The organism is Vibrio sp. 99K-1, from assembly GCF_013114585.1.
GTDB lineage: Bacteria > Pseudomonadota > Gammaproteobacteria > Enterobacterales > Vibrionaceae > Vibrio > Vibrio chagasii_B.
In genome coordinates this window covers 1-26,976 of record NZ_VTXF01000004.1, presented here as the reverse complement: position 1 = coordinate 26,976, position 26,976 = coordinate 1, and the positions used below count along the sequence as shown (strand labels likewise).

The window sequence follows — 26,976 nt, the reverse complement described above, 5'->3', positions numbered from 1 at the left end:
CTAAACGTTAGGTTGAGTTAAGTGTTGGTAGCCTGCATCAGCGAGCGCTTTTTCCATGGTTTCAAGAACCTGTGCACTTATCTTTGAGCTTAGGATATCAGACTCAAGTTTTCCTTCTAATACAAGTTGCGAGAAGTGCTCGATTTGATACTCGAACCCATTACCTTGGACGGGGTGCTCGATGGTGAAGGTTTCTTGTTTGTACTCCACCGTTATATGGGCTGGGTTCCACCACTTCTCTTTAATCGTAATGGTGATATCTGGGCCCGTTAATCGCGCTGCGCGTGGCAGGTTTCTTACCGTCGAAGCCGATATTGTCGCGTTGATCTCTCCGGAGAACTGGAAGCACGAATCGGTATCTACATTTGAACCTTCATAGAGGCTCGACATTTCGACTTGAGGTATAGAAGGCGTAATCCCAAGAGTGCGACATAAATCGTAGAAGAACCACAGACCATACACTCCAACATCAAGTGTTGCTCCGCCGGCTAAATCCGGGTTGAAGATAAACAGGTTTGGGTCGTAGTCGTGCTCATTACCAAAGCTGGCTTCTATCGAATCAAGCTTAATCTGGTTGCTGGTTAAAAATGCTGTAAGCTCGCGATAAGCTGGGAACACGACGGTCTTCATCGCTTCTAGCAACATTACGCCATTTTGCTCTGCCAGAGCTTTCATTTCTAACCAATCACCAAGGTTGGTAAAGGCTGGTTTTTCTACCAATACGTGCTTGTTATGGCTGAGAAATAGCTTGGCTAGAGGTTTGTGATAAGGGTGAACCGTGGCAATGTACACCGCTTCAACATCGGGATCTTGAGCCATGGCTTCATAAGATCCATAAGCTTTATCGCAATCAAACTTATTAGCAAACAGAGCCGCTCTTGATTGGTCACGTGCTGACACCGCGTAGAGTTCGCCAAATGAGCAGTGCTCGGTGAGTGCGGTCGCAAAGCGGTTAGCGATGTTACCTAATCCAGCTATGCCCCATTTAATCTTGCGTTGCGTGTCACTCATCATTTACTCCAATCGTTGTTTTGTCTCAGTGTACTTAGAGACGCTACAAACAAATAGAGAACAGATCTTTCAATCTGTTCTCTATTTTTGTAATTCTAATCGAAGGGGCGGTTTTAGCTTTGTGTGGAGCGCTTCCAATCCGCTAGAGCTTGAATGTGCTTTGGTCCAATACCGCAGCAACCACCAACAATATTGGCACCAAGTTCGTGCCAGCGTTTTGCGTAAGCTAAGTAACCTTGGCCATCTAACTCGCGCATCTCTTGAAGCATGTCATTCGCTTCATGTTCACTGCTGATCGGCGCAAAGTTATTCGCATAGACACCGATTTCTAGATCTTGGCCTAACTCATCCATAACCTGTTTGGTATCGATAATCGCTTGATCCATTACTTCCGGTACTGAACAGTTAAACATGATGCCTGTCGCGTTAGACTGACAAACCAGTTTGACGGCTTCTTTTACGCTCTCACCAGAACGAATCGATGCAAAGTCGCCTTTGGTATCTTCTAAGCTAAAGGCGTAGTAACACGGTTTCGTTGATTGCTTCAGTACCGTATGAATGGATTCAAACTCTTGTATGCTGCATAGGGTTTCTACTAACCATAGGTCGATATTTGGTTCTTGTGCATCATAGAGGGTTTGAATGATAGATGCCGCTTGTTCGACTTTGAATAAGTCAGGTCGGTAGCTACCAAATGGTGGTGGGATAGAGCCTGCTACTTTGACCGCTTGAGGCGCTTGGTCAGCAACTGCTCTAGCTAATTCGCCAGATAGCGCTGCTAGCTCGAATCCTCTTTGTGCGAACAGTTCTTCACCCAAATGAAAAGGCACACACGCATAGCTGTTGGTAATTATGATTTCAGCGCCTGCATCGACAAAGTTTTGGTGCGCTTGGCTAACAAAATCCGGAGCTTCAATCAGCGCTTGAGCGCTCCAAAGAGGCTGCGAGAAGGGGGCGCCAATTTCTTTGAGTTCTCGGCCCATGCCGCCATCAAGTATGGTGAGTGTTTTCATATTCAATACTATCTAAAACAATTGCTGAAGTTCTGCCGTCACCATATCAGACAACCTTGCTTGACTAAAGCTGTCCAAGCACGAGGTTTTTAACTAAGCCGATACTGCATAGATAGGAATAATAAAATTTTGTACCTCTGGCGCTATGTTGTATTAGATTTGGGGGATATATTATTAATCTAGGGCTAGTGATTAATTCGAACTCACAAGTTGTAGAGGAAAGTGCGTTGAAGTTAACGAATAAACTTGTGCGTTACCCGCACATTGATGTTGATCGTGCGTTTGAAAAAGAAGATGAGCTATTGCAGCAGATTCAGGATGGTGAGATTGGGCAAGCCTTGATGTTGTGGCAAGCCAAAACGCCGACACTTGTTTTGCCTGCAGGTAAAAAGTGGCCAGTGACGTTGGAGTCTAGAAAGCAACTTGAGGCACAAGGTTGGCAACTCTCTTCGCGTAAAACGGGTGGTGCTCCCGTTCCCCAGTTACCGGGAGTCATTAACCTATCGCACATTTATCATTGGCCTTCCGACGAAGCGTATAATATTCAAAAAGCGTATCTACATCTGTGCAATGTCTTGACCCTGTTTTTTAAAGAGTTAGGCGTTGATGTCGATGTACACGCAACCCCGCGTTCTTATTGCGATGGTGACTATAACCTCAATATCAATAAGCAAAAAATAGTGGGTACTGCTCAGCGTGTTTTGTTGAAACACGGGGGCGGTCAAATCGTACTTTCGCAAGCTTGTATCCTATTAGATGTCGACTTAGATAACATCGTTGCACCAGTAAATTTTTATAATCAAATCTGCGGTAACCCAACCATTGTAGAGCCGCACGTTCATACGCTTTTATCTGAACATGTAACGCCCTTGCCCAACGTAGACTCACTCTTTCAGCAGTTAAGCCAAGCCTTTATTAAGCACGCATAGTGCGAGTCTACTTTAAACTCTATACGAACTAGTTGGGGCACGAAAAATTCCAAAACTATGTGTTGTTGAGAACGAATGGGTTGAAGTTGAGGGAGCGGAAACTTTATAATGTTACTTGTAACATAATAAAGAGTTCAAATAGTTATGACAGAACAGCACAAGAAAACTCGAACCACACTGCAAGATGTGGCAGACAAAGTAGGCGTCACTAAGATGACCGTCTCCCGTTACATGCGCAACCCCGATTCAGTTGCAGCCAAAACTCGCGAGAAAATTGCTGCGGTTATTGAAGAGATGGGATACATCGAAAACAAAGCGCCAGCGATGCTCTCTAAGTCGTCGAGTAAAGCGATCGGTATCTTACTTCCTTCTCTATCAAACCAAATCTTCGCGGCTTTTGTTCAAGGTATTGAAACCGTGACTAAAGAGAATGGCTATGAGACCTTACTCGCTCACTTTAGTTATGACGCAGTAGAAGAGGAAGAAAAAATTGCCTCGTTGCTCTCTTATCATGTTGATGGGCTGATACTCACCGAAAGTCACCACACACCTCGCACATTACAGATGATTAAGAACTCAGGGGTGTCTGTGGTTGAAACCATGGAATTGCCAAGTAACCCGATCGATATGGTTGTCGGCTTAGACCATATCGATGCTTCTTATCATGTTGTGAAGCGCATGATTGAAGCGGGAAAACGTTCTATTGCTTACTTCGGTGCGAGGCTTGATGCTCGAACACAATTGCGTTTGCAAGGGTATGATAAAGCGATGCGTGAGGCTGGATTAGAGCCTAAGCATGTTTTGACTGAACAGCACTCAAACTTCTCTTTAGCTGAAGATCTGCTTGATCGTGCTCTGGCTGATTACCCAGATCTTGATGGTGTTTTCTGCACCAATGATGATATCGCGATTGGTACTTTGCTTATCGCTCAGCAACGCGGGATAGAAGTGCCGAAACAGCTTGCTGTGGTTGGTTATAACGCGTTAGATATTGGACAAACCATTCGACCAAAATTGACTAGTGTGGATACTCCACGTTATGAGATGGGTAAGAAAAGCGCTGAGTTACTGCTTGCTCGATTGAAAGGTCAAAACATTTCGGAAACGATAGTGGATATGGGCTATCGCATTACCGATGGCGAGAGTGTGTAGTCAAGCCAAGCATATTAGCAATCGAAAAGGGGACACTAGGATGTCCCCTTTACTTTTGAATTTACGTGAGAACGCGTTTAAACGATAAAGCTTGCACCTTGATCGGCACTTGAAACACTTTGGCGCATGACGCTGAATAAGTTTCGCCCCAGAGTTTGTTCTTCTGCTTTAACCTCAAACTTCTGAGCTTGGCGAGCCTGCATATCGCTGAGGTCATTGAGTTCGCCATTCGTGCAATCTAGGCGCAAGATATCCCCGTCCCTGACAAGTCCAATTGCTCCACCTCGAATGGCCTCCGGCGAGACATGAATCGCAGATGGTATTTTCCCAGAGGCACCAGAGAGGCGACCATCAGTAACCAGAGCGACTTTAAACCCCTGTTTTTGTATGTTGCCAAGAATAGGCATGAGCTTATGCAGTTCCGGCATCCCGTTTGCTGCAGGTCCATTGTTTATCACTACAACAATACAGTCTTTATTGAGTTCGCCTCGCTGATAGGCGGCTTCCACCTTATGTTGACAGTCGAAAACCACAGCTGGAGCTTCTATTACACGCTGTTCTTCGGCGACAGCTGAGACTTTAATGACTGCATTGCCTAGGTTTCCAGAAAGCACTCGTGTCCCACCTGTTGCTTGAAAGACGTGTTCCGGCCCCGCGATGACGTCGTGGTCTGCTGATTGTTCACACGTTCGCCAAATCAGCCGTCCATCTTCAATCTCAGGAATTGTCATTTGTTCTTCAAACGATCCAAAGGTTGGTGTGACATCACGATGCAGCAGGTTGTCTTGGTTCAGACGATGTAACAATGCTGGAACTCCGCCTGCCGCTTGGAATGCATTCATGTCAGCTGGACCATTTGGATAAACTCTGGCAAGTAAAGGAACGACTTCGGATAAATCGCTGATGTCTTGCCAAGTGAGAATAAACCCAGCAGCACGCGCGACCGCGACCATGTGAATGCTGTGGTTAGTGCTGCCACCTGAGGCGAGTAGAGCAACAATGCCATTGATTAAGCTTTTAGCAGTAAAGACTTCAGAGAGCGGGCGGAAATTTGAAGCTTGTGGTGTCATTGAAGCAATTTCAATGGCGGCATGCTGAGTGAGTGATGCGCGCAATTCAGAGTCAGGGTGAATAAACGCTGAGCCTGGTAGCATCAAGCCCATTGCTTCGAATACGAGCTGATTAGTGTTCGCGGTGCCGTAAAATGTACATGTACCAGCGGAGTGGTAAGCGTTGCATTCCATATCAAGTAGAGCGCTTTTTCCTACTTTACCTGCGGCATACTCTTGGCGTACGTTTACTTTCTCTTCATTGCTAATCCCGGTTGCCATTAATCCTGCTGGAACAAAAGCAGTTGGCAAGTGTGCAAAGGAGAGTGCTCCCATTAACTGCCCTGGGGCGATTTTATCGCAGATTCCGAGTAATAGTGTGGAATCAAAAACGTTATGGCTGAGCGACATAGCCGTGGACTGAGCAATTAAGTCTCTTGAAAACAAAGACATATCCATGCCTGGTTGCCCTTGAGTTACTCCATCACACATTGCTGGTACACAACCCGCTACTTGAGATGTATGGCCGAACTTAGCTAACGCCTTTTTGATCTGATCAGGATAGTGCTGATAGGGCTGGTGGGCGCTTAACATATCGTTGTAAGAGTTGATTAACGCCACATTAGATTTAGTCAGATCTAAGATGGCTCTTTTCTCATCGGAACAAGAAGCGGCGACAGCATGAGCCAAGTTGCCACAAGAGAGCCCTTTCCCTCCTTTTCCTGCTGAGGCTTGTTGCTGAGTTCGGCTTAAAAATTCTTGACGAGTCGCCGTACTGCGATCGAGCAATCGCTGAGTAACCGCTTGGATCATTGGGTGGATCATACAACGGCCTCATCGGTCATAGAGAGAACAATTGCCGCACAATCAACAACCTTGTCAATATCGCTATTAATGCTAATAACGACGGTATCGGCTTCATTATCCGGTCTTTCTAACGCTTCAAACTGGCTTTTAATCATGTTCTCTTTCATGAAGTGGCCTTGACGTTGGCGCATGCGCTGCAAGATTAGGTCAATATCTCCATCGAGAAACAGGAAGGTAATGTTCTTGTTTCCCTCTCGAATTTGGTCACGGTATTTTTTCTTCAAGGCCGAGCACACGATAATGCCGTGTTCATTTTTGCTTTCTAAGCTATAAGCAGCATCACGTACACGCTCTAACCACGGGGTGCGATCATCATCGTTTAGAGGTTGCCCTGATGCCATTTTTTGAATATTTGCTCGAGGATGTAGGTCGTCACCATCAATAAACTTACGTCCAAGCCTTCTTGCTAACTGCTCGCCTACTGTGCTCTTCCCACAAGCACTGACTCCCATGACGATGACACTACTACCAGTCATAACTCAATCCTCTTTACAAATTTGCGCGTGATCTCAATTTTGAACATCGCTTGAAAATATGGCTTTATCTTATAAGTGTTATCGGTAACATGTTACCGGTAACTTAAGGAAGTGTGATGAAGGACACAAAACAACATTTCACAACAATTGTGGTTGTTTTTGCACCGCATTGACTCAGAAATGGTCACATCTCACTATATTTCGCGTTTAAAAAATCACTGAAAAGAGATCTTTGGGGGATAAAATGGCCAACGATTACCGCGCAATTGCGAAATCTGTTGTTGAGCATCTTGGGGGCAAAACAAACGTTGCAGCCCTGACACACTGTATGACTCGACTACGATTCGTTTTACACAGCCAAGATGGCGTCGATATCAACAAATTGAAAGCACTGAAAGGTGTGATGGGTGTTGTTGATAATGGTGACAAAGTACAAGTTATCATTGGTAACGAGGTATCGTATGCATACAAGGAAGTGATGGCGCTTTGCGATCTATCAGATGCTGTTGAGTCAGAAGCTCCTGCAAAAAAAGAGAAACTAACGGCTAAATCAATTGGTGCGAAAATGTTAGACGCACTGGTTGGCACTATGTCGCCTCTTATCCCCGCAATCATTGGCGGATCAATGGTTAAACTTCTAGCCATGGTGCTAGAGATGCTAGGTTGGGTTGAGCCTAACGCACCTACGTTAATTATTCTGAAAGCTATCGGTGACGGTGCCTTCTTCTTCCTACCTGTTATGGTTGCCGCTTCAGCATCGATCAAATTCAAGACCAACATGTCTCTTTCCATTGCGATTGCTGGTGTCTTGATTCATCCAAATTTTATGGAATTGATGGCGCAAGCAGCAGAAGGCAAGCACGTTGATTTCTTCGGTATTCCAATTACTTCAGTTAAGTACACCTACACAGTTATTCCTGTGTTAGTCATGACTTGGGTACTGTCTTACATCGAGCGTTGGGTGGATAGCATCACGCCAGCGGTAACCAAAAACTTCCTCAAACCAATGTTGATCGTATTGATTGCAGCGCCAATTGCGATTGTATTGATTGGTCCATTTGGTATTTGGGTAGGTACGGCACTTTCAGCGCTTGTTTACACAATTCATGACACATTAGGTTGGTTGTCGGTTGCAATCATGGGCGCGCTTTGGCCGTTACTAGTGTTGACTGGTATGCACCGTGTGTTTACGCCAACCATAATCCAAACTATTGCTGAAACTGGTCGTGAAGGCATGGTTATGCCATCAGAGATCGGTGCCAATATCGGTATGGGTGGCGCGTGTCTTGCTGTTGCTTACAAAACTAAGAACAGCGCGCTGAAACAAACTTCCTTGGCTGCTGGTGCTTCCGCTATTTTCGCGGGTATCTCTGAGCCAGCATTGTACGGTGTGCTTGTTCGTCTGAAACGCCCTCTGATCGCAACAATGATTACTGGTTTTATCGTAGGTGCGTTAGCGGGCATGGGTGGCCTTGCGAGTCACTCAATGGCGGCGCCAAGCTTGTTTACTAGCGTGCAGTTTTTTGACGTGAATGACCCTATGAGCATCGTTTGGGTGTTTGGGCTTATCGCATTGTCTATCGTGCTGTCATTCGTCCTAACTCTAGTTCTAGGCTTTGAAGATATTCCTGAAGACGACGCCAATGAAAAAACAAATACGGAATCAGCAAAGAAAGAAGCTGATAAAGCAGAAGAGAAGGTCACAGTGGTATCTGCTTCTTAACTGATATTGATTTTATTTATTCAGTCACCTTACCTCATCGTAAGGTGACTTTTATTGTTTCCGAGGTATTCGATGTCAAATATTCAATTTCCTGACGATTTTTTATGGGGCGGTGCAATTGCTGCAAACCAGTCTGAAGGCGCGCACTTAGCGGGTGGTAAAGGCCTAACAACCGTAGATATGATTCCTTACGGTGAGAACCGCATGCCAATCAAACTTGGTCAGGTTGATAAGGTGACGCTCAGCGAAGACGAGTTCTACCCAAGCCATAACGCGATAGACTTTTATCATCGTTACAAAGAAGACATCGCCTTGCTGGCAGAGATGGGATTTAAAGTGTTCCGCGTATCCATCGCTTGGAGCCGAATTTTTCCAAAGGGTGATGAGCTAGAGCCGAACCAAGCTGGTTTAGATTTTTACCGTGATGTTTTTGAAGAGTGTAAGAAATACGGCATTGAGCCACTCGTTACCTTGTGTCATTTCGATGTGCCAATGCACTTAGTTAATGAGTATGGCTCGTGGCGTAATCGTAAGATGATTGAGTTCTTTAGCCGTTACGCGAGAACCTGTTTTGAGAACTACAAAGGTTTGGTGAAGTATTGGCTAACCTTTAATGAGATTAATATTCTGCTGGCAAGCCCGTTTTCGGGGGCTGGATTGTTGTTCCAAGAAGGCGAAAATCACGATCAAGTGAAATACCAAGCCGCTCACCATGAGCTAGTGGCGAGTGCTTTAGTGACTAAAATTGCCCATGAAGTGGACGAGCAGAACCAAGTGGGTTGCATGTTAGCGGGCGGTAACTTCTACCCATACTCTTGCAAGCCTGAAGACGTACTCATGGCGATGGAAAAAGACCGTGAGAACCTATTCTTTATCGATGTTCAATCGCGTGGTTACTACCCATCTTATGCTCAAAAGGTATTTGATAACAAAGGTGTGGTACTAGAGACACAAGAAGAAGATTTCGAGATCTTGAAAAATACTGTCGATTTCATCTCTTTCAGTTACTACGCTTCACGTTGCGCTTCTGCTGACATGGATGCAGGGAATACGAGTGCAGCGAACGTTGTTAAGTCAATCAAAAACCCTCATCTACCAGCCAGTGACTGGGGGTGGGTGATCGATCCTACTGGTCTTCGTATCACGATGAATACCCTATACGATCGTTACCAGAAACCACTTTTCTTAGTTGAGAACGGCTTAGGCGCTCGTGACATCTTGGATGACAAGGGTGAAGTAAACGATGACTACCGTATCGATTATCTTCGTCAGCACATTGTTGCGATGCACGAAGCGATGGAAGATGGTGTTCCACTGATGGGGTACACACCTTGGGGTTGTATTGATTTGGTTGCAGCGTCGACAGGGGAAATGAGTAAGCGTTACGGTTTCATTTATGTAGATAGAGACAACCTAGGCAATGGAACTCTGAATCGAATTCCGAAAAAGTCGTTCCATTGGTACAAAAAAGTCATTGCGAGCAATGGCAGTGATTTAGCGTAATCTTCCAGTTCAAAATAAGAGAAACGAACAATGAAAACTATTGAACAGCGACTCAGAGACACTCGGATTGTTCCTGTTATCGCTATTAACGATGTTGCCCAAGCGGTTCCTCTTGCCAAAGTGTTGGTAGAGAATGGCCTACCTTGCGCAGAAGTAACGTATCGTACAGACGCGGCAGCAGAGTCTATTCGTTTGATGCGAGAAGCCTACCCTGAGTTACTGATTGGCGCTGGTACAGTACTAACGACAGAGCAGGTGGATATTGCGATTGATGCGGGTGTTGATTTTATTGTGAGTCCTGGCTTAAACCCGACAACGGTAAAATACTGTCAGCAGCGTGGCGTTGCGATTGTACCGGGTGTCAACAATCCCAGCTTGGTTGAGCAAGCAATGGAAATGGGTCTTAAAACTCTTAAGTTCTTTCCTGCAGAGCCATCAGGTGGTGTTGCTATGTTGAAAGCACTTTCGGCAGTGTATCCAGTTAACTTTATGCCGACAGGTGGCGTGAGTCCTGCTAACGTAGATTCTTACTTAGCACTGAAATCAGTCGTTGCCTGCGGTGGTACTTGGATGGTTCCTACCGACAAAATGGATAAGGGCGATTGGGAAGGTATCGCGGAGCTAGTTCGCGCAATTGGCTAAAAATATAAATGTGAGAACAAAGGGCCGGTTGATACCGGCCTTTTTATTTCCCCTAAGTTTGTTCTCTGTATAGATAGACGGAATATCTAGAAAAAGTTAGTTAACTTAGTGGTTAAGCAGAATGTGTCACCTTTAGTTTCGCTTGTAACAGCTGCTCGATAACTTCCACCAGTTTACGGTTTTTAGTGGGATCAAGCGCATCGTTGTGAGGGTCCTTGAATAATCCAGAGTCATTATCGAAGTATCGCCCTGAGGCATCGGCAAATTCATCGCTGAGCGCTGCACGGCAAAGGATGTCTGCGCCAATTGCAAGATCATTACCATCAACGCCATAAGCATCTTTGACCAGCTTGCTCCCCAAGAAAGAGGCTGGGTTTACTGGAATAACCGCGAGGCCGTTAGTTGCTGGGCTATTTGCTAAGGCATTCGCCAAATCAATCGACCACATCGTGAGTGCGAGTTTACTTTGTGCGTAAACGGGGCCATCCAATTCTCCTGCATTTGGGCTGATAAGGGCATTTAAATCTACGGGTGATTGAGCTGCTGAAGATAGGTTGACGATACGGCCGTGCGTATCAAAAAGAGGGAGCAGCTTTTGTGTTAGTAGATAAGGCGCAATCGTGTTAACCACAAAACGCACATCAAGGTTGTCTGGAGTTGTGACTTCCGACACCTTATACACGCCTGCGTTGTTGATAAGAACGTCGAGTCGCTGGTGGTAAGCCATTATCTGAGTTGCGAGCGCTTCGACTTCTGAGAGTGTTGATAGGTCTGCAACATAACTTTCAATGACTGCTGTCTTAGAAAGTCGAGATAGAGCTGCGGCAACTTTGTTGATCTTGGCAGGGCTTCGACCATGAATCAGAATGTGGTGTCCCTGCTGAGCGAGCATTTTTGCGGTCTCTAAACCAATGCCATCTGTGGCTCCTGTGATCAGAATTGTTTTCTGCATATCTTTCCCTTGATATCGATTCCGAAGCACTTTTATAACAAAGTTTAATTGCGCAAAGTTTCTAATACCTCACAGGATAGAGAGAAGGCATGTGTTCGTTATTGAGAAAATCTTAATTTATGATGTGTAAAGTTTTGAGAAGGGAGTAAGCCTCAACCGTCGAAATTGGTTGAGGCTTTGTCGTTAGTAGCCTGTGGCTATTTTAGCTTGGTCTGACGTTGTTATCGTTATATCGCTCCGGCTTGTGGTACTTAATAGCAAGTATTTAAAGTTACTATTAGAGCTATTCCCATTTAGAGCTCGTTACGATGAATAAATGGTACACCCAACACATATAGCAAAAAATAAAGTAAGCTTTATTTAACGTATCACGAACAGTGATGTGTTTTAGTTGTATTAAGGTATCGGTTCAGAATGAAACCTTGTCGTATGCTAAATACGGCCTCAAGCAAACATGGAGAGCTGCTGTGAGCGATATTGAAAAGCTAGACCTGAATCTACTAAGTGTGTTTTTAGAGGTGTACCGATTGAAGTCGATTACTTTGGCCTCCGAATCTCTTGGCATGACTCAACCTGGAGTGAGTGGCGCTTTGAAGCGTTTACAAGGTCAACTCGATACCGACCTCTTTATTCGCGAAGGGCGCGGGATCACGCCTACCAATGCGGCAGTGCAATTAGCGATTCGAGTGGAACCTGCCTTAGAAGGGATAACCAGCGCGGTCAGCACGCTAAAGCAGTTCGATAATCAGCAGCATCATGTGTTTCGAATTTTGGTTAACGAAATCGGTCTCAACAAACTTCAGCCTCTCGTTGAACGGGATAAGACCTTAGGCAATATCTCAATCGAATTTAACATGGTGCCGAACAACGAAGAGGAGTTGCTTCAAAGCTTGAGCATGCAGCAAGCGGATCTCGCGATCGATATTCATTACCCGCAAGTGAATGGCTATATGACAAAGCCAGTAATTGAAGATGAGCTAGTGCTTATAGCTCGAAAAGGTCACCCTAGAATCAATGGCTCGGTAACACAAGAGCAGTATTATGACGAAAAACACATTACGTTTCGGATGCGTCGAACTCGCCTATACACGGCAGAATACTTCACTAAAACGCCACTCAAGCAAAGGAAAGTGAGTGCAGAGTGTGATTCGATCATGACCATGTGTGTATTGGTAGCGGGATCGGATTGCGTAGGCAGTACGTCACGTGATTTTGCTAATCAATTTGCGGAGACCTTCCAGCTACAAGTATTGGAACAACCATTCGAAATTGTTCCGATGCAGCAATACATGATCTGGCATAAAAGAACCGACTTGAATTCTGCCCATCAGTGGTTAAGAGATAAGGTTCAGCAATACATGAAGAAGTCTGAAAACAGCTGAATCTGAAGATAGAACTATAAAAATGGCCTCTAAAATGAGGCCGCTTTTGTTCTTGATTGTTCCACTTTTATTGATAATCAAAGTGAAATTATGCCGAACTTAGCTTGCTCGTTGGCGACGTTTTTGGCGTGCATTTTTGAACATCTGCGTTGGAGATAAACCGGTCACCAGCATGGTACCAGTGATAACCAAGATAGAGCCAACCACAGTATTAATGCCAATAGCTTCACCTAAGAACAAGTTACCCCAAAGGATGCCAAAAACGGGAATTAGAAAGGTAACTGAAAGCGCTGAAGGCGCACCAAGCTCATTGATGAGATTGAAATAAAGCAGGTACGCTAACCCGGTACATACTGCACCTAATAAGATGACCGATGTGGTAATCGTGAGATCGGGTGCCTCTCTCATTGGCATGAAAAACACAAAGGGTAATACGATTAACACTGCTGCCCACATGCTGCCGTGGGCATTGTTGAAAGCTTCAACCTTAGGTGCTGTTTTGGTGTAGTTAGACGCGATACCGTAGCTAAATGCGGCCATCACGGCTGCAAAGATTGGAAGAATGGCTTCTTGGCCAATATTGAATGCATCCCAACCAACTAACACGCTAACCCCAGTAACACCAACACCTAGCCCAAGTAATACCTTGCTCTCAAGTGCAGTTTTGGTCCATATAGCTCCAATGATTGCCGCCCATATCGGTGCCGTGGAGTTCAGGATCGCGAGGGTTGAAGCATTCAGTGTTTGAGCCGCATAAGCGAAACACAAAAAAGGAAGCGCGGTGTTAAACAAACCGAGAATGAAAAAGTGTTTCGAGTGAGCATTAAATGAGAGCTTTCTCTTTAGATAAAATGAAACCAAAAGTAGGGTGATTGCCGCGCATAAAACTCGCGCTTCAATTAGGACCGCTGGGCCTAAAGGATTGGCCGCAATTCTCATGAAAAGGAATGAACCTCCCCATATGGCGGCTAGCATTATCAATTTAAAATAGCTCACAGTTTAAATCTCGATTGTGTAAAACACCGACTATGGAGCAAAGCTAACTATTACACAAACTGAGATAGCAATATTGCGCAGCGACTGGGCGAAATGTCACCGATAAAATAGGAATGCTAATGGTACTTTCTGTTCTGTTTATCCTTCCTTATTTGGCGAGTAATCTAGTGTCATACGTAAACATTAGGTGATAAAAATGAAGATTGAACATATCGCGATTTGGACCAAACAACTCGAAGTACTTAAACGATTTTATGAAGATTACTTTGGCGCGACATCTAACCAGAAATACCACAATCCAACCAAAGGCTTTTCGTCTTACTTCTTGTCTTTTGAGAGTGGTAGCCGCTTAGAGATCATGGAAATGGACTCGGTTCCTGAATCGAAAGATGACATCTATGATCAATTCACTGGCTTCATTCATATGGCTATTTCATTGGGTTCAGAGCAAGCAGTAGATGAGCTTACTCGCCGCTTGGTTGAAGAGGGGTATGAACGCTTAGATGGTCCAAGAAGAACCGGTGATGGCTATTATGAGAGCTGTGTACTCGATCCTGATGGTAATCGCTTGGAACTTACCGTTTAATGTAAGAACTCGATTGAATGACTTACGGATTTGAGGGGGCAATGATGAAGCGAATTTTGGCTTTTGTTTTTAGTCTGAGTTTGATGGGATGTACGTCCTCAGAGCTAGCACAGGTTGATGCACCAGAGACAACAATCGAACCATCTCAACCGATTGGCTACCTTGGCTTTAAAGAGCATCAAGTGTGGGCTATCAAATTTAATGATTGTACGGTTTACGATCTAATCGGAGCTCAACCGTATCAATGGTTTGACCGAACTTCTGCGTCTGTAAGTTGTTATACGTTTAAGCCAAGCGATGCTATTGCCCCTTTGCCTGTTTATTCGAGTGCAAGTTTTGAAAGTGAGCAGCTTACCTCAATTGAACGCTTTCAAGAGCTACAGGTGTCGGATTCTGGCTGGGGCCGCTTTCCTATTGTCTATGAGAAAAACGGCACTAATTGGCTAAGGGTAAAAGAAGGTTGGATTCATCTTACGCTCGCCGATCAGACGCTCGTCCAGTTCTATCCTGGAACTCAAGATCAGTCTGCTAAATCACAACACGATCAGTATTTTGAGCACCATTGATAAACGAATGATCAATGCCCCTCGTTAAATGGGGTTTGGGGCATAAATAGCTAATCAGTTAACAGTTAGCCTGAACAATAGACTGTTAGTGTTTCCGCTTCACTTTTATGATAAACGGTAGGATGGCACTGAATAAAATCACGCTCGCACCGATCAAAGCGAGTGAGTTTGGTAGCTCAGCAAACAACAGATAGCCTAGAACCATTGAGTAGATCATTTGTGAGTATTCGACATTCGACACCACGTTCGCTTCCCCCCATTTATAAGCTGTCACTCCAAACCACTGCCCGATAGAAGAGATAACGCCGACCAGAACTAATAAAGCCAGTTCAGACCATGTCGGCCATTGCCATTCAATGATCGCTGGGATTAACGCAACAGCGCCAACAAAGATGGCTTGGTAGGCCAATACAACGGTTTTCGATTCTACATTCGCCATTTTCCTTACACAGATAACCGCAATAGCAGCACCTAATGCCGCGACTAATCCTGTTCCAACATAGAACATAGATTCGCTTTCTAAGGAGGGTTGTACGACTAACATCACTCCAGTAAAGCCAATTAGGATCGTCGTCATGCGAGCCCAACCAACGTTTTCTTTCAGGAATAAACGAGAGATAACTGCCACGAACAACACTTTCAGAAATCCTAATGCGGTTGCATCGGCAAACGGAATATTACTGACGGTTAAGAAGCTGAAGTAGAGTGCGATGAACGCTCCTGTGACACGCCATACATGCATCGACACCATTTTAGGGTGGAGCATTGGATCGATGTTGCTGATTATCGATGGCATTAATAAGGTCACAAAAACCAGTTGGCGAAATAGCAAGATCTGGAAAATATCAATGCTCTGGCTCAACTCGCGGACAATAACGCCGACTAATATGAACAGCGCATTTGAGATAAGCGCCAGTGCAATTCCTTTTGCTGGGTCGGACAGTCCGTCGAAAAATGAAAGCAGCGGACGAGGTACTGCGAAGGAACGATGAATAGACATAACACACCTCTTGATGAATGGGTGCTGAGCATAAAGCCTACACTGGTAGACGGGTCAAATAAGTTATCAAGAAAACTCTGAGGAGTAACGGATAGGAATTAATGAATCTTTCATAAATTTAATTAATAGGAATGAGGTAAAACCATATAGATTATTTTTATCACGATAAACGAAAGTTTATTTTATAACTTAATGATGAAAATTAAATTTTGACAAATTTAACGAGACCTGAAGTTTACTCGATAATAAGCAAAGTGATGATTATATCCTCTTTATTTATATGGTTAACTTTCTATGAATATATTCTAAATTATAAAAAACGTTCTAAAATCATTGATATTGTTAACATTAAGTGTGGGTATTGATGCGAGTGACAACAAATAAACATGCCGAATTTTATAAAAACTAATCCTTCTTTGTTGTGGAGGTGAGTGATTACTTGAATATTGTTGAACTATTAACATTAAGGTCAATGTAACTTATTGTTTTATATTTGGATGGTTTGTAAGTTTGTTTTATGTCCTAGTTTGGCTTTTCAATATTTAGAAATTTTACATTGCTAAGGTGATTAATTAACTTGGCGCTGTCCGTTTAATCAATTAAATGGGTTGTAAGTAATGGTTATCGGAATGGTCAATGGCGTTTACAAATTTGATGATGTGAACATTAAATAAGGCAAAGACCTTAAGATGATTTAATTATCAAAAAACTGTCATATCTAAAGATAACTGTGCTTTTTATTTAATTTCTTAACGAATAATGTTGAGGGTCAATACTATGAAGTTATCGATGAAGAAGTCATTGTTATTAGCAATGTCGGCGTGTGTTTTTTCTAATGTAAGTGTTGCTGCCATTAATGGTGATTATCATGTGGTCGACGATGATCTGACGGCTGATCATAATGAAAGCAATGGTGTACCAATGCCTTTTTATGCTAACGGAAGAATGCAGTCAAAACTCAGCGTTTCTGTTTCTTTTGCGGATAGCTACGGCAGACCAGTGACCGTATCTAAGAGTGACTTAGAGGGGGCGATATCTTTTTACCTAAAGAATAGTGGGCTGGAGTTAGGCAAAGATAAAGACTGCAGTTACGGAAGAGGTTGTTGGGGATACACGTTGAATCCAAATGACTACTCTCACCAAATGGGTAGCAGTTACGGTTACTCGAAAACCCTTCCTACGTCTCGTGTTTCAGCAAGTGATACTAAATTAACCGCTTGGGTGTATAGCAACGAAGTCGCTCAATATCGTGAAGTGTGTATGAAGGTTAAGTTCGATGCCGGAAGCCAGTATGACAACAATTACTACGATAGCTGTGCCTTCCCGAATGAAAGCACTGCGTTCTACCAAAGCGTGCAGCCTAAGTCTTACAGCGCTGCTGATTTTTCTGAGCTTGGAGAGGGTGAGTTGGTGTGGGAAGAAGCCAACGCCGACGGGTTCTATTTTGATAAAGCAGAGATGCGTAACTTTTATGTGACGCCGAAAGATACGTCCGTTCAACTGGTTCAGGTTGCTATGGATAACTTTGACGAGTCGGATAGCGATAAAGTGTTCCTAAACGATGAATGGTTGGGCTGCTACTCAGATTGCCCAGATGATAATCGCTCTGTGAAAGGTTATATATTTGTTCCAGGTTCAGAGCGCAATGTCTCTGACGAGTATGTTTGGAATAGTGCTGCTGGTGAAGGCAGAACTGCTGTGTGGCGTGTTAACCAACAGCTGAGATCAGTGACTCTTAGCAAGCTGTTATATTCGAATAACGCAACATCAAACAACGATTCGCAAAAGGAGTACCGATTTACTGTATTTGACCAGTACGGTAACAAGGGACCATTGAAGCTTACTTATCCTCAAAGTGAATTTACTGGTGGTGGTCAGAAATGGGATTACACCCGTTGGACCCTAGTTAGCCAATAACATTCGAACAAAACAGAGTTAGCTCAACCATTTGGGCTAACTCATTCACTTTAGGGGAAATTTATGTCTAATTGGACTTCAAATGCTTTTAACTTTGATAGCTTTTGTTCGGGCGGCGTAGACCAAAGAACCAGAAGCTACTCATACCAAATTTTACTTGGCTCTCTTATTGGTAACTGGCTCAAGGGACCAAACCTCGACATCTCCATTCAATTCTCTCCTTACTCAGCCGACAACCTTGGTTTTGGTAAAGGCTGGAAGTTGAATCTCCCGAGATACGATATTGAAAACAAACAACTCTACCTGGCCAATGGACAATCCTATCGCGCCGAATTAAATGCCAATCTAGAAATGAGTATTCGCTACAAAAAGCTGCTCGATTTTTCGGTATCGTCTAGTGCGAATGGTTACGAAATTACTTATAAAAATGGCCGTACTGATATTCTAGATAAAGATGGCAATATCATTAAGGTAGTTCAAAGCAATGGACATGCTCTCTACTTTTCTTGGCTCAATATTGGCGGCAAGAAGCGCTTGGACAAAGTTTGGGACGACAGAACAGATAAGCAAACAGCACTGCTGTGGGTTGAATATGTGAGCGCAGGGCGCATAAACATTTTTACCAATATTGGCAGCACCCATGAAGCCTTTTTTAGTCTTACGTTAAACAACAGTAAGCTGGTTCAATGCAATTTACCCGAGCGTGCGGGGAGCTATGGCTTTGGCTATCAAGATATTGGTTCGTACACGTTAATTGATGAAGTGGTCCATCCTTGCGGTTTGACTGAAAGGCTAAGATACCGAGCCGATGGTATTCGAATTAATTCGATGACCTATCTACCTGCGGTGACTGCTCATGATGTGCTGACTCTCAACTCTCCTATCATTACGACAACCTATGACAGCATTGGTACCGATAGTCGTAATTTTATGGGGTACGGATCGCCTGGTGGCGAGTTGAGCGAAGGGCTTGATAATTTGCTGGAGCGCGGCAGAGAGTACAGCTATCGCGTACAAAAAATTGAAAATGGCTCTATTGTCACTGCTCAAACCTACAACCAATTCCACTTACTTGTTGAAGAAGCTCGACACGTCGATGGCAACCTTGTTCATTTGAAAAGGTTGGACTATCCCGCCCTTGATAATCAAGAGTTTTCCGCTCAACCCGCTCAGTACTCATTGATCAGTAAAGAGGAGCAGATCTGGTTTTCTGGATCGGATAGCCAAGCTCAAAATAGATTCTGGGACTTTGATGAATACGGCAACATGCTTAGATTTGTCGACGAGAATAGTATTACGGAACACTATGAATACTATGCTAAAAATGGTGAGACGGGCTGTCCGGCATCACCAACTGGCATGGTGAATTTCGTCAAGTCTCGCACGTTAGACAATGGCTCAGAACAAAGAGTGATCGCATACCAGTATGCTTCTCTAGAGGGTTTAAATGGTCAGCGAGACGTGGTGCTGAGCTTAGAAGAAGATACGCAACGCTACCAAACTCATTATGCCTATCAAACTGATACGCGTGATACCTATTCATTTAGTCGACTGGCTTCGGTGCAAAATGACATCCTTCATCCTAATGGTGTCTATTCTGCCACTTCGCGCTATCAGTATGCACTGGATAATGATGTCCTTGAAGAACACGAAGAACTGACTTGTCATGATAATACGAAAACCAACCTTGTTGTCGGTCACTACCTTGATATTGGCGAGTTAGCGCGACATGTCGACTCGGATGGTGTCAGTTGTTCATTTGCGTATGACACGCTGCGAAGAACCACCGAAGAGCGTATTGAAGGAAGTGCATCCCGTTCGTACCAATACCTTGTTGATACAGGTTTGAGCCGACAAACTCTGTTGTTAACAGACTGCAAAGGTAATTTGTGTGAACAGAGTTGGGATGGTCAAGGGCGAGAATTAGAAGCCAAGGTTGGCAACTCAGTCGTATGGACAAAAATGTACGATGCGTTCGGCAGACTACAAAGTAAGAGTGCCTACGATGTACTGCCTGATCGTAATTCTAGATCGGCACCTGTGGTGCTGACCGAGAGCTATGAATACGATGACTGGGGGCAAGTTAAATCGACACTGCTTGCGAACGGAAAACGTCGCGTTGAATTTAACAACCTTGCATCGCGTAAGAAAACTCAGGGTATTGAAGGCTTAACCATGACGGTCAGCTCTCTGAACACTTGGGGTCTTGAAGACAAAAAAGAGCAGGGGATTCATAGCTGGGATTATGAGTATGATTCGTGGGGGAGACTGATCAAAGAAACCAACCCGCTTGCTCAATCTAAGCACTACCATTACGACCGATTTGATCGCGTGATTCGCATGACTCAAGCGAACGGTGTCGATCACGACATCACCTATGCTGAGCATACCGATCAGTCACAGGTTATAGACCTAAAGATTGGCGGGACAACGGTGGGGAAACGTGACATTGATGGCTTAGGGCGTCAGCGAACACTGCGACGCGGTGCGAGTACTCAAGCGGCGTTGAGTTGGTCCTACTCAGACAGCAGTAATATTCCTGAAACCGAAACTAGCTTGTCAGCGCCGGTGCGTAAGTTTACTCGCGATAGTCAGCTGGGTGTGTTGAGTGCGAAATCGTCTGATGGGCAGGTTGCTAACTATAGTCATGACCCAATATCCGGCTTGCAAACCGGGAGTCAAGATAATGAAGGCAATCAAAGTACCATTACCTATTCGTCGAAGGGGTTACCTGAAGTTGAGGTGAATGAAGGACAGATTCGTTACTACAGCTATTCGGATGGTGGGGTTATCGCTGCCATTGATGGCGACACGGATACTCGACAGTATGGTTATGATGAACTAGGACGCTTGGTGAAGCTGAGCTCAAACTCGACAACGGTTTATTACGAGTATGACGATTTTGATCGTGTGATTGTCGAAACCTTGGTGTCTGGAAATCAAACTCAAATCACCGAGCTTGAGTGGGATGAATACAGTCGAGAAGTGAACCGCGCTATTGCCTTGAACGACCATTATATCTTTGAGCAATCACAAGAATATAACGCGCTAGGTATGCTCGAATCTCGTACCAAAGAGTGTGCGACATTAGGCAACCTGACAGAAAGCTATACCTATGACGAGCTTGCTCAGCTTACTAAGGTTGAATTTTTTGGGGCGGGACCTTTGAGTGATTGGGGACAGCCAATGACTTCAATTGAATGGAGCTATGACGAGCTAGGTAACATGTTGACTCAGCGTACATTGACGGCTGAATCTGAAGATTTCGCTCGTTATTTTTACGAGTCGGATGACCCTTGTCGGTTGACCAGTATTACTCACTCTCATCCACAACTGGATAGCCAAATATCAATCGAGTACGACTTGAATGGCAATATGACTCAAGATGCGGACGGTCGCGTGCTCGAGTATGACAACTTCGACCGCCTACAACGCGTGTTTGCCGACAATACTGAATGGCTTTACCACTATGACAGTAATGACCGACTTTCGGCTCAGCAGTCGCCATCTGAATCTCGCCAATTTAGCTATCTATGGGGTGACCTCTCAGCAATAGAGGAAAACGGCACACTGACTCAGTATATCTATCACGAAGGGGTACCTATATGGTCAGAGACAGGCTCGGAGACGACCCTGTTAGCGACGGATCAAAATGGTTCTGTCGTTGCCTCTAATACTTCAGGAAAAACGGGCTCAACGTACCGTTACTCTCCATATGGACAACGTGAGCAAGCGGGGAATGCAAATGAAGAATAAAGACTCGGTATTTATTACCCCACTTAATCGCCGTCAGTTTCTGATTAAAATTGGTCAAACTGCTGCAGTGGCTGGTGGCATATCCTTGCTACCGACTTCAGTTCGTTTAGCGATGGCGCAGTCGATGGCAATCTCTCACTCAGACATTGGCTTCAATGGTGAGTGGCTGGACCCTGTGTTGCAAGGTTATCACTTAGGTCAAGGCTATCGCGTCTACCAGCCTAAGCTGATGCGCTTCAATGCCCCCGACAGTTTGGCGCCTTTTAATGAGGGTGTGCATAACGCTTATGTGTATTGTCACAATGATCCTATTAATTTCACTGACCCAAGTGGGCACCTGAACATCAGCAAGATCTTGTTTGGTGCTTTTGGTGTGCTTGCAGGGATAGTTGGCATTGCATTGGCCGCGCCTACTGGTGGCTCAAGTTTAGTATTAGCTGCGGGCATCATCGGCGGTATTGCAGGAATGACCAGCGGTGCATTACAAATTGCGTCTGGTGTGATTGATGATGGGGACATTTCCCGCAAACTCGATATAGCGACGATCCCATTCGATATTATTGGTGTAGTGAGTGGTGGATATTCGGCCTATAAATCGGTTCAGAATCTGCGTTGGGTAAGAGCAGGTGGTGCTTTGGAAGATGTCACACAGCCAGGCCTAGGTTCTCGCTTGATGAATAAAATCAGACCTTCCGGTGAGTATAATGTGGCATGGGCCAATAAAACGAACCCAGCAATGCGAATAGGGAGTTCTGAGGGGCAGGTGATTGCGACCAGAATGACTCAGGGCGGCAAGACAATGACGTACACGCCTCCTCCGATTCATGGCGGCTACACTAAGATCCTCCTTGGGCAAGTAAAGGTGAGTGCACGAGGTTATACCATCTATCAAGGCATAATGACGGCGCGCTCGATTGGCAGTTTGGGCTGGTCTACGGTGAAAACGATACCTGGGCGATTAGATCAGGAAAAGTCATCAGCGGATAATATGGTAACCGAAGGTCGAAGTGTTAATCCTGCAGCGAAGAAGACTCAAATGTACGCGCTCGAAGAGACCAGACAGCGTATAAAATATGGTAATGAGGTTCAACAAATGATCCGTCAATTGCCATTGTCGTAGTCTGACCGACTCTTTTCTTTAACAACGCAAAGCCAGCTCAACCCACGTAGAGCTGGCTTTTTTGCATTAGGTGTTGGCGTTTTTGAATGTTATTCATCGCTTAAGAGTGCTTTTTCAACCCCATATTGTGATCAAAAAAAGATCCAAAAAACTCTTGTTGAAACCGGTTTCAGGTTGTATCTTTGCTTTATTGAAATCGGTTTCAGAGCTGCAGTTGGCGTTCTAGTTCCGATCTTTTTCACGAATAACTTGTAGCGAGTAATGGTATGAACAACGAATTTCCGAACGATTTTTTATGGGGCGGTGCAGTAGCAGCGCATCAGTTAGAAGGCGGCTGGGATGCGAATGGTAAAGGTGTCAGTGTTGTTGATGTATTAACAGCGGGCGCTCATGGTGTACAACGTCGAATCACCGATGGCGTGATCGACCGCGAAAACTACCCCAACCAAGTTGCTGTGGATTTCTACCATCGCTATAAAGAAGACATTAAGTTATTCGCTGAGATGGGCTTTAAGTGCTTCCGCACCAGCATTGCGTGGACACGAATCTTCCCGAACGGCGATGAAGCTGAACCGTGTGAAGCGGGTTTGGCGTTTTACGATGACCTATTTGATGAGCTTCTGAAATACGATATTCAGCCAGTTGTGACACTGAGCCACTTTGAAATGCCTTACTATCTAGCTAAAGAATACGGTGGCTGGATGAACCGTAAAGTGATCGACTTCTTCGTTAAGTACTCAACCACAGTGATGGAGCGTTACCAGTATAAAGTGAAGTATTGGATGACGTTTAACGAGATCAACAACCAGATGAACACCTCGGCAGACATCTTCGGTTGGTTATGCTCTGGCGTGAAGTTCCCACAGTGCGAAAAGCCTCAAGAAGCCATGTACCAAGCGGTTCACCATCAGTTTGTTGCGAGTGCCTTGGTGGTGAAGAAAGGCCACGAGATCAACCCAGATCTTCAGATCGGTGCAATGTGTGCGATGGTGCCTTTCTATCCTCGCTCTTCAAAACCAGAAGATATCATGGTGGCGCAGCAAGCGATGCGCGATCGTTACTTCTTCTCAGATGTGATGGTTCGCGGTCATTACCCAAGCTACGCAAAACGTGACTGGGCTATTAAAGGCTTCAATATCGAAATGCAGCCTGAAGATGAACAAATCTTGAAAGAGGGTAAAGCGGATTACCTTGGCTTTAGCTATTACATGTCAAACACCTTGGACTCGTCTTCTCATCAATCGACAGAAGAAGCGATGGACGGTGGTCATGAAAACTCGGTAGAGAACCCATTTATCAAGTCGAGCGATTGGGGCTGGCCGATTGATCCAACAGGTTTGCGTTACTGTTTGGCGTCTCTTTATGAGCGCTATGAAGTGCCACTGTTTATCGTTGAGAATGGTTTTGGCGCGGTTGATACCATCGAAGAAGATGGCAGTATCAATGATGACTACCGTATTGCTTACCTTGGCGACCATATCAAAGAGATGAAAAAAGCCGTAGTGATCGATGGCGTTGACCTCATGGGTTATACCCCTTGGGGCTGTATCGATTTGGTGTCGTTCACCACCGGTGAGATGAAAAAGCGTTACGGTTTTATTTACGTAGACAAACACAACGATCAATCAGGCACACTTGAGCGTAAGCGCAAGAAGTCTTTTGAGTGGTACAAAGGCGTGATTGCATCTAACGGTGCCACTATTTAGAATGCCTCTTACTGCGTCGTTCTACGTAATATAAAGATACGCGCAATATGAACTAGCATTAAATTAGTCGGCTTATGTCGGCTAATTTTTTATATAAGGAAAAGAAGCAAATGGTCACAATGCTTGATGTCGCGAACCGCGCAGGGGTATCTAAGTCGACGGTTTCTCGTGTCTTAAACGGCAAGAATATCGTGCGCCCAGATGTGGTGAAAAAGGTATTTGATGCGATTCAAGAAACGGGCTATCGACCGAACTTATTAGCTCAGCAATTGGCGACCAAGAAGACCAATTTCATCGGCTTTGTGATCACCAATGAGCTGTTCAACGGTCCTTACTTCTCTTCTTTGATGTATCACGCGGCTTCTTACAGTGAAAAATCGAATCACCAATTGGTGATCACCGATGGCAAACACAGTGCTGAAGACGAAAGAAAGGCGATCAATTTCCTACTCGATATGAAATGCGCCGGCATCATCATTTATCCGCAATGTTTAACGGAAAGCGAAATCGCTCAGATCATCGAAAGCACGGATACACCGATTTTGGTGCTCAACCGGGAAATGCCTTCGAAGCCTGAGCATGCTATCACTACCGATCATTATCAAAGTGCTTGTTTGATGGTTGAACACATCATCGAGCAGGGGCATACAGAGATTGCGGTGATCCGCGGTAAAGCAGGGTCGTCGACCGATGAGCAACGTTATAAAGCCTATCAAGATGTGCTCACTCAGCATGGTATTGAGCTGAACGAGTCTAGTGTGGTTCAAGGCGATTGGACGATGGAGAGTGGTTACCGTGCCGCACAAGCTTTAGTAGAAAGCAAAGCAAGCTTCACTGCGATTCTGTCTGAAAACGATGACATGGCGATTGGTGCGATTAAGGCGTTAACGGAGCTAGGGTATTCATTACCTCAAGATATCTCTATCGTCGGTTTTGATAACAGCAAAGTGGGTGAGTTTTTAACACCAAGCTTAACCTCTGTGAGTGTCCCACTTGAGCAAATGACGCAAAAAGCGATTCTGCAAATCGTTGGAGATTCGGAACAATCAGGTGCCATCGACACTACTGGCAGTCTTGTAGTTCGAGATTCAGTTGCTCAGCGTACTTAAACGAAAATTACATTAATTTCATACTGGCCTTTGCTTAATAACAAAAACTTTTTATTGGTGCTATCTATGTGTTTCGTTTGTTGTACATGAATTTTAATGGGTCGTTCACTACAAATCGTGACAGGAAGCGCATCTCCGTAAGACTCTTAAAACCGCTCTTATTGTGAGAGGGAAAGATATGCGATATTGCGTTTTTTGGTCGATGTATTGACCATTACTGGGTAAGTAGTGTGGAAATAGGTAAATAACGTGAAAACAGAAAAACAGAAGATGTTGGCAGGTGAGCCTTACCTTGCTTGGGATGAAGAACTGTACGCAGAGCGGATCGAGTGTCGTAAGGTTCTTCAAAAGCTTAACAACAGTATTCCAGACAGTGACGAATGGCGCTATGCAATTGACACTCTAATTCCTGATTCTGAAGGCGCTTATTTAGAACCACCATTTCGCTGTGACTACGGCTCAAACATCAAACCGGGTAAGAACTTTTACGCCAACTTTAACTGTGTGATTTTGGATGTCGCGGAAGTAACTATTGGCGACAATGTGCTGTTCGCTCCGAATGTACAAGTGCTCACGGCAGGTCACCCATTGGATGTGAAGAGCCGTGTCGACGAAGGCGTTGAGTTCGGTACCCCAATTACCATTGGTGACAATGCTTGGATTGGTGCGGGCGTGATCATTTGCCCAGGTGTGAACATTGGTAAGAACAGTGTGATCGGTGCGGGTAGTGTGGTGACCAAAGATATTCCAGACAATGTGGTCGCAGTCGGTAATCCATGCCGAGTTTTGAAGCCAATTGATAATGAATAGTAGAACAACCAAATAGACAAAGCCCGAACTTAGATTCGGGCTTTGTTTTTTCTATTCTAGCTAGATGCTAGATGCTAGATGCTAGATGCAGCGACTTGCGGAGTCTGTTTCTTGTCTAGCAGACCACTGAATCGAGTTAATACAGTATCGAGTCAATGCGGTGTTCTATAAATCATCCTCGGTATCTAAGCGTATCTCTGCGTTTATCGATTTTATTCAGCCTAGGCTAAACCTTTGATTTACTGTTAGACGAAGTTAGTCTTGCTATTGATTATTACTGATATGTAATAATCATTCTCATAAATATGGGATTATCAAACTTGATGGTCACACCTATACTAGCCCCAACAAAACGAGAGTGCGATAACAAACAAGCTCAACGTTGACTGACTAATATAGGAAATATCACATGACTATCGAAATCAAACCTGGTCAAACTCATATCCAATCTAAAGCTATGGTTGCTTGGAAAGCTGGTGAGCCACTAAAGCGTGAAACGGTTGACGTTGAACTGCCAAAGGCTGGCGAAGTACTTGTTCGTATCGTTGCTACTGGTGTTTGTCACACTGACGCATTCACTCTTTCAGGTGACGATCCAGAAGGCATCTTCCCTTCTATCCTTGGTCACGAAGGTGGCGGTATCGTTGAAATGGTTGGCGAAGGCGTAACAAGCGTTGAAGTTGGCGACCACGTTATCCCACTTTACACAGC

General features: G+C 44.6%; 22 protein-coding genes. 15 read left to right on the top strand and 7 right to left on the bottom strand.

Annotated elements, in window-relative coordinates; translation table 11 throughout:
• A complete protein-coding gene (locus F0228_RS04180; protein WP_171731278.1) occupies positions 1 to 1,011 on the bottom strand; it encodes a Gfo/Idh/MocA family oxidoreductase in 1,011 nt (336 codons plus the stop codon).
• 113 nt (positions 1,012 to 1,124) lie between these two features.
• Positions 1,125 to 2,024, bottom strand: a complete 900-nt coding sequence (locus F0228_RS04175; protein ID WP_171731279.1) for a homocysteine S-methyltransferase family protein — start codon at positions 2,022 to 2,024, stop codon at positions 1,125 to 1,127.
• Between the two features lie 227 nt (positions 2,025 to 2,251).
• Here F0228_RS04175 and F0228_RS04170 point away from each other — a divergent pair, with 227 nt between their 5' ends.
• Positions 2,252 to 2,953: a lipoate--protein ligase gene (locus F0228_RS04170; protein WP_171731280.1), complete on the top strand. Its 702-nt coding sequence runs from the start codon at positions 2,252 to 2,254 to the stop codon at positions 2,951 to 2,953.
• A 144-nt stretch (positions 2,954 to 3,097) separates the two neighbouring features.
• Positions 3,098 to 4,105: a substrate-binding domain-containing protein gene (locus tag F0228_RS04165; protein ID WP_171731281.1), complete on the top strand. Its 1,008-nt coding sequence runs from the start codon at positions 3,098 to 3,100 to the stop codon at positions 4,103 to 4,105.
• Positions 4,106 to 4,182: 77 nt separating this feature from the next.
• On the opposite strand, the gene edd is transcribed toward F0228_RS04165, so the two are convergent.
• Complete coding sequence (gene edd / locus F0228_RS04160; protein WP_171731282.1) at positions 4,183 to 5,979, bottom strand: phosphogluconate dehydratase; 1,797 nt, start codon at positions 5,977 to 5,979, stop codon at positions 4,183 to 4,185.
• Positions 5,976 to 6,497, bottom strand: a complete 522-nt coding sequence (locus F0228_RS04155; protein ID WP_171731283.1) for a gluconokinase — start codon at positions 6,495 to 6,497, stop codon at positions 5,976 to 5,978. The genes edd and F0228_RS04155 overlap by 4 nt, the downstream gene beginning before the upstream one ends.
• Before the next feature lie 244 nt (positions 6,498 to 6,741).
• Here F0228_RS04155 and ascF point away from each other — a divergent pair, with 244 nt between their 5' ends.
• The 3 genes from ascF to F0228_RS04140 all read left to right on the top strand — a co-directional run bounded on the left by ascF (position 6,742) and on the right by F0228_RS04140 (position 10,365).
• Positions 6,742 to 8,220, top strand: coding sequence for a PTS cellobiose/arbutin/salicin transporter subunit IIBC (gene ascF, locus F0228_RS04150; protein WP_171731284.1), 1,479 nt, complete (start codon positions 6,742 to 6,744; stop codon positions 8,218 to 8,220).
• A gap of 72 nt (positions 8,221 to 8,292) precedes the next feature.
• The gene (ascB, locus tag F0228_RS04145) at positions 8,293 to 9,723 is read left to right on the top strand and encodes a 6-phospho-beta-glucosidase (protein WP_171731285.1); all 1,431 of its coding nucleotides are present in this window, start codon (positions 8,293 to 8,295) and stop codon (positions 9,721 to 9,723) included.
• A gap of 30 nt (positions 9,724 to 9,753) precedes the next feature.
• Positions 9,754 to 10,365, top strand: coding sequence for a bifunctional 4-hydroxy-2-oxoglutarate aldolase/2-dehydro-3-deoxy-phosphogluconate aldolase (locus F0228_RS04140; RefSeq protein ID WP_171731286.1), 612 nt, complete (start codon positions 9,754 to 9,756; stop codon positions 10,363 to 10,365).
• Between the two features lie 112 nt (positions 10,366 to 10,477).
• Here the strand turns inward: F0228_RS04140 and F0228_RS04135 are convergent, their stop codons facing one another.
• Positions 10,478 to 11,317 carry an SDR family NAD(P)-dependent oxidoreductase gene (locus tag F0228_RS04135; protein WP_171731287.1) on the bottom strand — a complete coding sequence of 280 codons (840 nt, stop codon included), beginning with the start codon at positions 11,315 to 11,317 and terminating at the stop codon, positions 10,478 to 10,480.
• Positions 11,318 to 11,784: 467 nt separating this feature from the next.
• Here F0228_RS04135 and F0228_RS04130 point away from each other — a divergent pair, with 467 nt between their 5' ends.
• Positions 11,785 to 12,699, top strand: a complete 915-nt coding sequence (locus F0228_RS04130) for a LysR family transcriptional regulator (protein ID WP_171731288.1) — start codon at positions 11,785 to 11,787, stop codon at positions 12,697 to 12,699.
• Between the two features lie 99 nt (positions 12,700 to 12,798).
• Here F0228_RS04130 and F0228_RS04125 read toward each other — a convergent pair whose 3' ends face one another.
• Positions 12,799 to 13,638, bottom strand: a complete 840-nt coding sequence (locus tag F0228_RS04125; protein ID WP_253820275.1) for a DMT family transporter — start codon at positions 13,636 to 13,638, stop codon at positions 12,799 to 12,801.
• A 253-nt stretch (positions 13,639 to 13,891) separates the two neighbouring features.
• Between F0228_RS04125 and F0228_RS04120 the strand changes: the two genes are divergently transcribed.
• Together F0228_RS04120 and F0228_RS04115 are read left to right on the top strand one after the other, a co-directional pair.
• Positions 13,892 to 14,281, top strand: coding sequence for a VOC family protein (locus F0228_RS04120; RefSeq protein ID WP_171731289.1), 390 nt, complete (start codon positions 13,892 to 13,894; stop codon positions 14,279 to 14,281).
• 41 nt (positions 14,282 to 14,322) lie between these two features.
• On the top strand, positions 14,323 to 14,847 hold the full coding sequence (locus F0228_RS04115) for a hypothetical protein (protein ID WP_171731330.1): 525 nt from the start codon (positions 14,323 to 14,325) through the stop codon (positions 14,845 to 14,847).
• A gap of 85 nt (positions 14,848 to 14,932) precedes the next feature.
• Here F0228_RS04115 and F0228_RS04110 read toward each other — a convergent pair whose 3' ends face one another.
• A complete protein-coding gene (locus tag F0228_RS04110; RefSeq protein ID WP_171761922.1) occupies positions 14,933 to 15,847 on the bottom strand; it encodes a DMT family transporter in 915 nt (304 codons plus the stop codon).
• Between the two features lie 789 nt (positions 15,848 to 16,636).
• Between F0228_RS04110 and F0228_RS04105 the strand changes: the two genes are divergently transcribed.
• The 7 genes from F0228_RS04105 to F0228_RS04075 form a co-directional block, all read left to right on the top strand.
• On the top strand, positions 16,637 to 17,764 hold the full coding sequence (locus F0228_RS04105) for a hypothetical protein (RefSeq protein ID WP_171731331.1): 1,128 nt from the start codon (positions 16,637 to 16,639) through the stop codon (positions 17,762 to 17,764).
• 63 nt (positions 17,765 to 17,827) lie between these two features.
• Entirely contained in the window at positions 17,828 to 21,520 is a 3,693-nt protein-coding gene (locus tag F0228_RS04100) for an RHS repeat protein (RefSeq protein WP_171731291.1), read from the top strand.
• Positions 21,510 to 22,640: an RHS repeat-associated core domain-containing protein gene (locus F0228_RS04095; RefSeq protein ID WP_061032054.1), complete on the top strand. Its 1,131-nt coding sequence runs from the start codon at positions 21,510 to 21,512 to the stop codon at positions 22,638 to 22,640. Before F0228_RS04100 ends, F0228_RS04095 begins: the two co-directional genes overlap by 11 nt.
• A gap of 266 nt (positions 22,641 to 22,906) precedes the next feature.
• Positions 22,907 to 24,346 (top strand): 6-phospho-beta-glucosidase, encoded by a 1,440-nt coding sequence (locus F0228_RS04090; RefSeq protein WP_171731292.1) that lies wholly within the window; start codon positions 22,907 to 22,909, stop codon positions 24,344 to 24,346.
• 110 nt (positions 24,347 to 24,456) lie between these two features.
• Positions 24,457 to 25,455 (top strand): LacI family DNA-binding transcriptional regulator, encoded by a 999-nt coding sequence (locus tag F0228_RS04085; RefSeq protein WP_171731293.1) that lies wholly within the window; start codon positions 24,457 to 24,459, stop codon positions 25,453 to 25,455.
• 249 nt (positions 25,456 to 25,704) lie between these two features.
• Positions 25,705 to 26,265 (top strand): sugar O-acetyltransferase, encoded by a 561-nt coding sequence (locus F0228_RS04080; RefSeq protein ID WP_061032057.1) that lies wholly within the window; start codon positions 25,705 to 25,707, stop codon positions 26,263 to 26,265.
• A 409-nt stretch (positions 26,266 to 26,674) separates the two neighbouring features.
• Positions 26,675 to 26,976 (top strand): alcohol dehydrogenase catalytic domain-containing protein (locus F0228_RS04075; protein WP_171761921.1); only part of this gene is annotated, 302 nt, incomplete at its 3' end.

Excerpts from the sequence above, each read along its gene's own strand:
- ascB (WP_171731285.1), top strand. The coding sequence starts at position 8,293 with ATGTCAAATATTCAATTTCCTGACGATTTTTTATGGGGCGGTGCAATT.
- F0228_RS04165 (WP_171731281.1), top strand. The coding sequence starts at position 3,098 with ATGACAGAACAGCACAAGAAAACTCGAACCACACTGCAAGATGTGGCA.
- F0228_RS04100 (WP_171731291.1), top strand. The coding sequence starts at position 17,828 with ATGTCTAATTGGACTTCAAATGCTTTTAACTTTGATAGCTTTTGTTCG.
- F0228_RS04140 (WP_171731286.1), top strand. The coding sequence starts at position 9,754 with ATGAAAACTATTGAACAGCGACTCAGAGACACTCGGATTGTTCCTGTT.
- F0228_RS04105 (WP_171731331.1), top strand. The coding sequence starts at position 16,637 with ATGAAGAAGTCATTGTTATTAGCAATGTCGGCGTGTGTTTTTTCTAAT.
- F0228_RS04125 (WP_253820275.1), bottom strand. The coding sequence starts at position 13,638 with ATGAGAATTGCGGCCAATCCTTTAGGCCCAGCGGTCCTAATTGAAGCG.
- ascF (WP_171731284.1), top strand. The coding sequence starts at position 6,742 with ATGGCCAACGATTACCGCGCAATTGCGAAATCTGTTGTTGAGCATCTT.
- F0228_RS04085 (WP_171731293.1), top strand. The coding sequence starts at position 24,457 with ATGGTCACAATGCTTGATGTCGCGAACCGCGCAGGGGTATCTAAGTCG.
- edd (WP_171731282.1), bottom strand. The coding sequence starts at position 5,979 with ATGATCCACCCAATGATCCAAGCGGTTACTCAGCGATTGCTCGATCGC.
- F0228_RS04120 (WP_171731289.1), top strand. The coding sequence starts at position 13,892 with ATGAAGATTGAACATATCGCGATTTGGACCAAACAACTCGAAGTACTT.
- F0228_RS04115 (WP_171731330.1), top strand. The coding sequence starts at position 14,323 with ATGATGAAGCGAATTTTGGCTTTTGTTTTTAGTCTGAGTTTGATGGGA.
- F0228_RS04175 (WP_171731279.1), bottom strand. The coding sequence starts at position 2,024 with ATGAAAACACTCACCATACTTGATGGCGGCATGGGCCGAGAACTCAAA.
- F0228_RS04090 (WP_171731292.1), top strand. The coding sequence starts at position 22,907 with ATGAACAACGAATTTCCGAACGATTTTTTATGGGGCGGTGCAGTAGCA.
- F0228_RS04095 (WP_061032054.1), top strand. The coding sequence starts at position 21,510 with ATGAAGAATAAAGACTCGGTATTTATTACCCCACTTAATCGCCGTCAG.
- F0228_RS04180 (WP_171731278.1), bottom strand. The coding sequence starts at position 1,011 with ATGAGTGACACGCAACGCAAGATTAAATGGGGCATAGCTGGATTAGGT.
- F0228_RS04135 (WP_171731287.1), bottom strand. The coding sequence starts at position 11,317 with ATGCAGAAAACAATTCTGATCACAGGAGCCACAGATGGCATTGGTTTA.
- F0228_RS04155 (WP_171731283.1), bottom strand. The coding sequence starts at position 6,497 with ATGACTGGTAGTAGTGTCATCGTCATGGGAGTCAGTGCTTGTGGGAAG.
- F0228_RS04110 (WP_171761922.1), bottom strand. The coding sequence starts at position 15,847 with ATGTCTATTCATCGTTCCTTCGCAGTACCTCGTCCGCTGCTTTCATTT.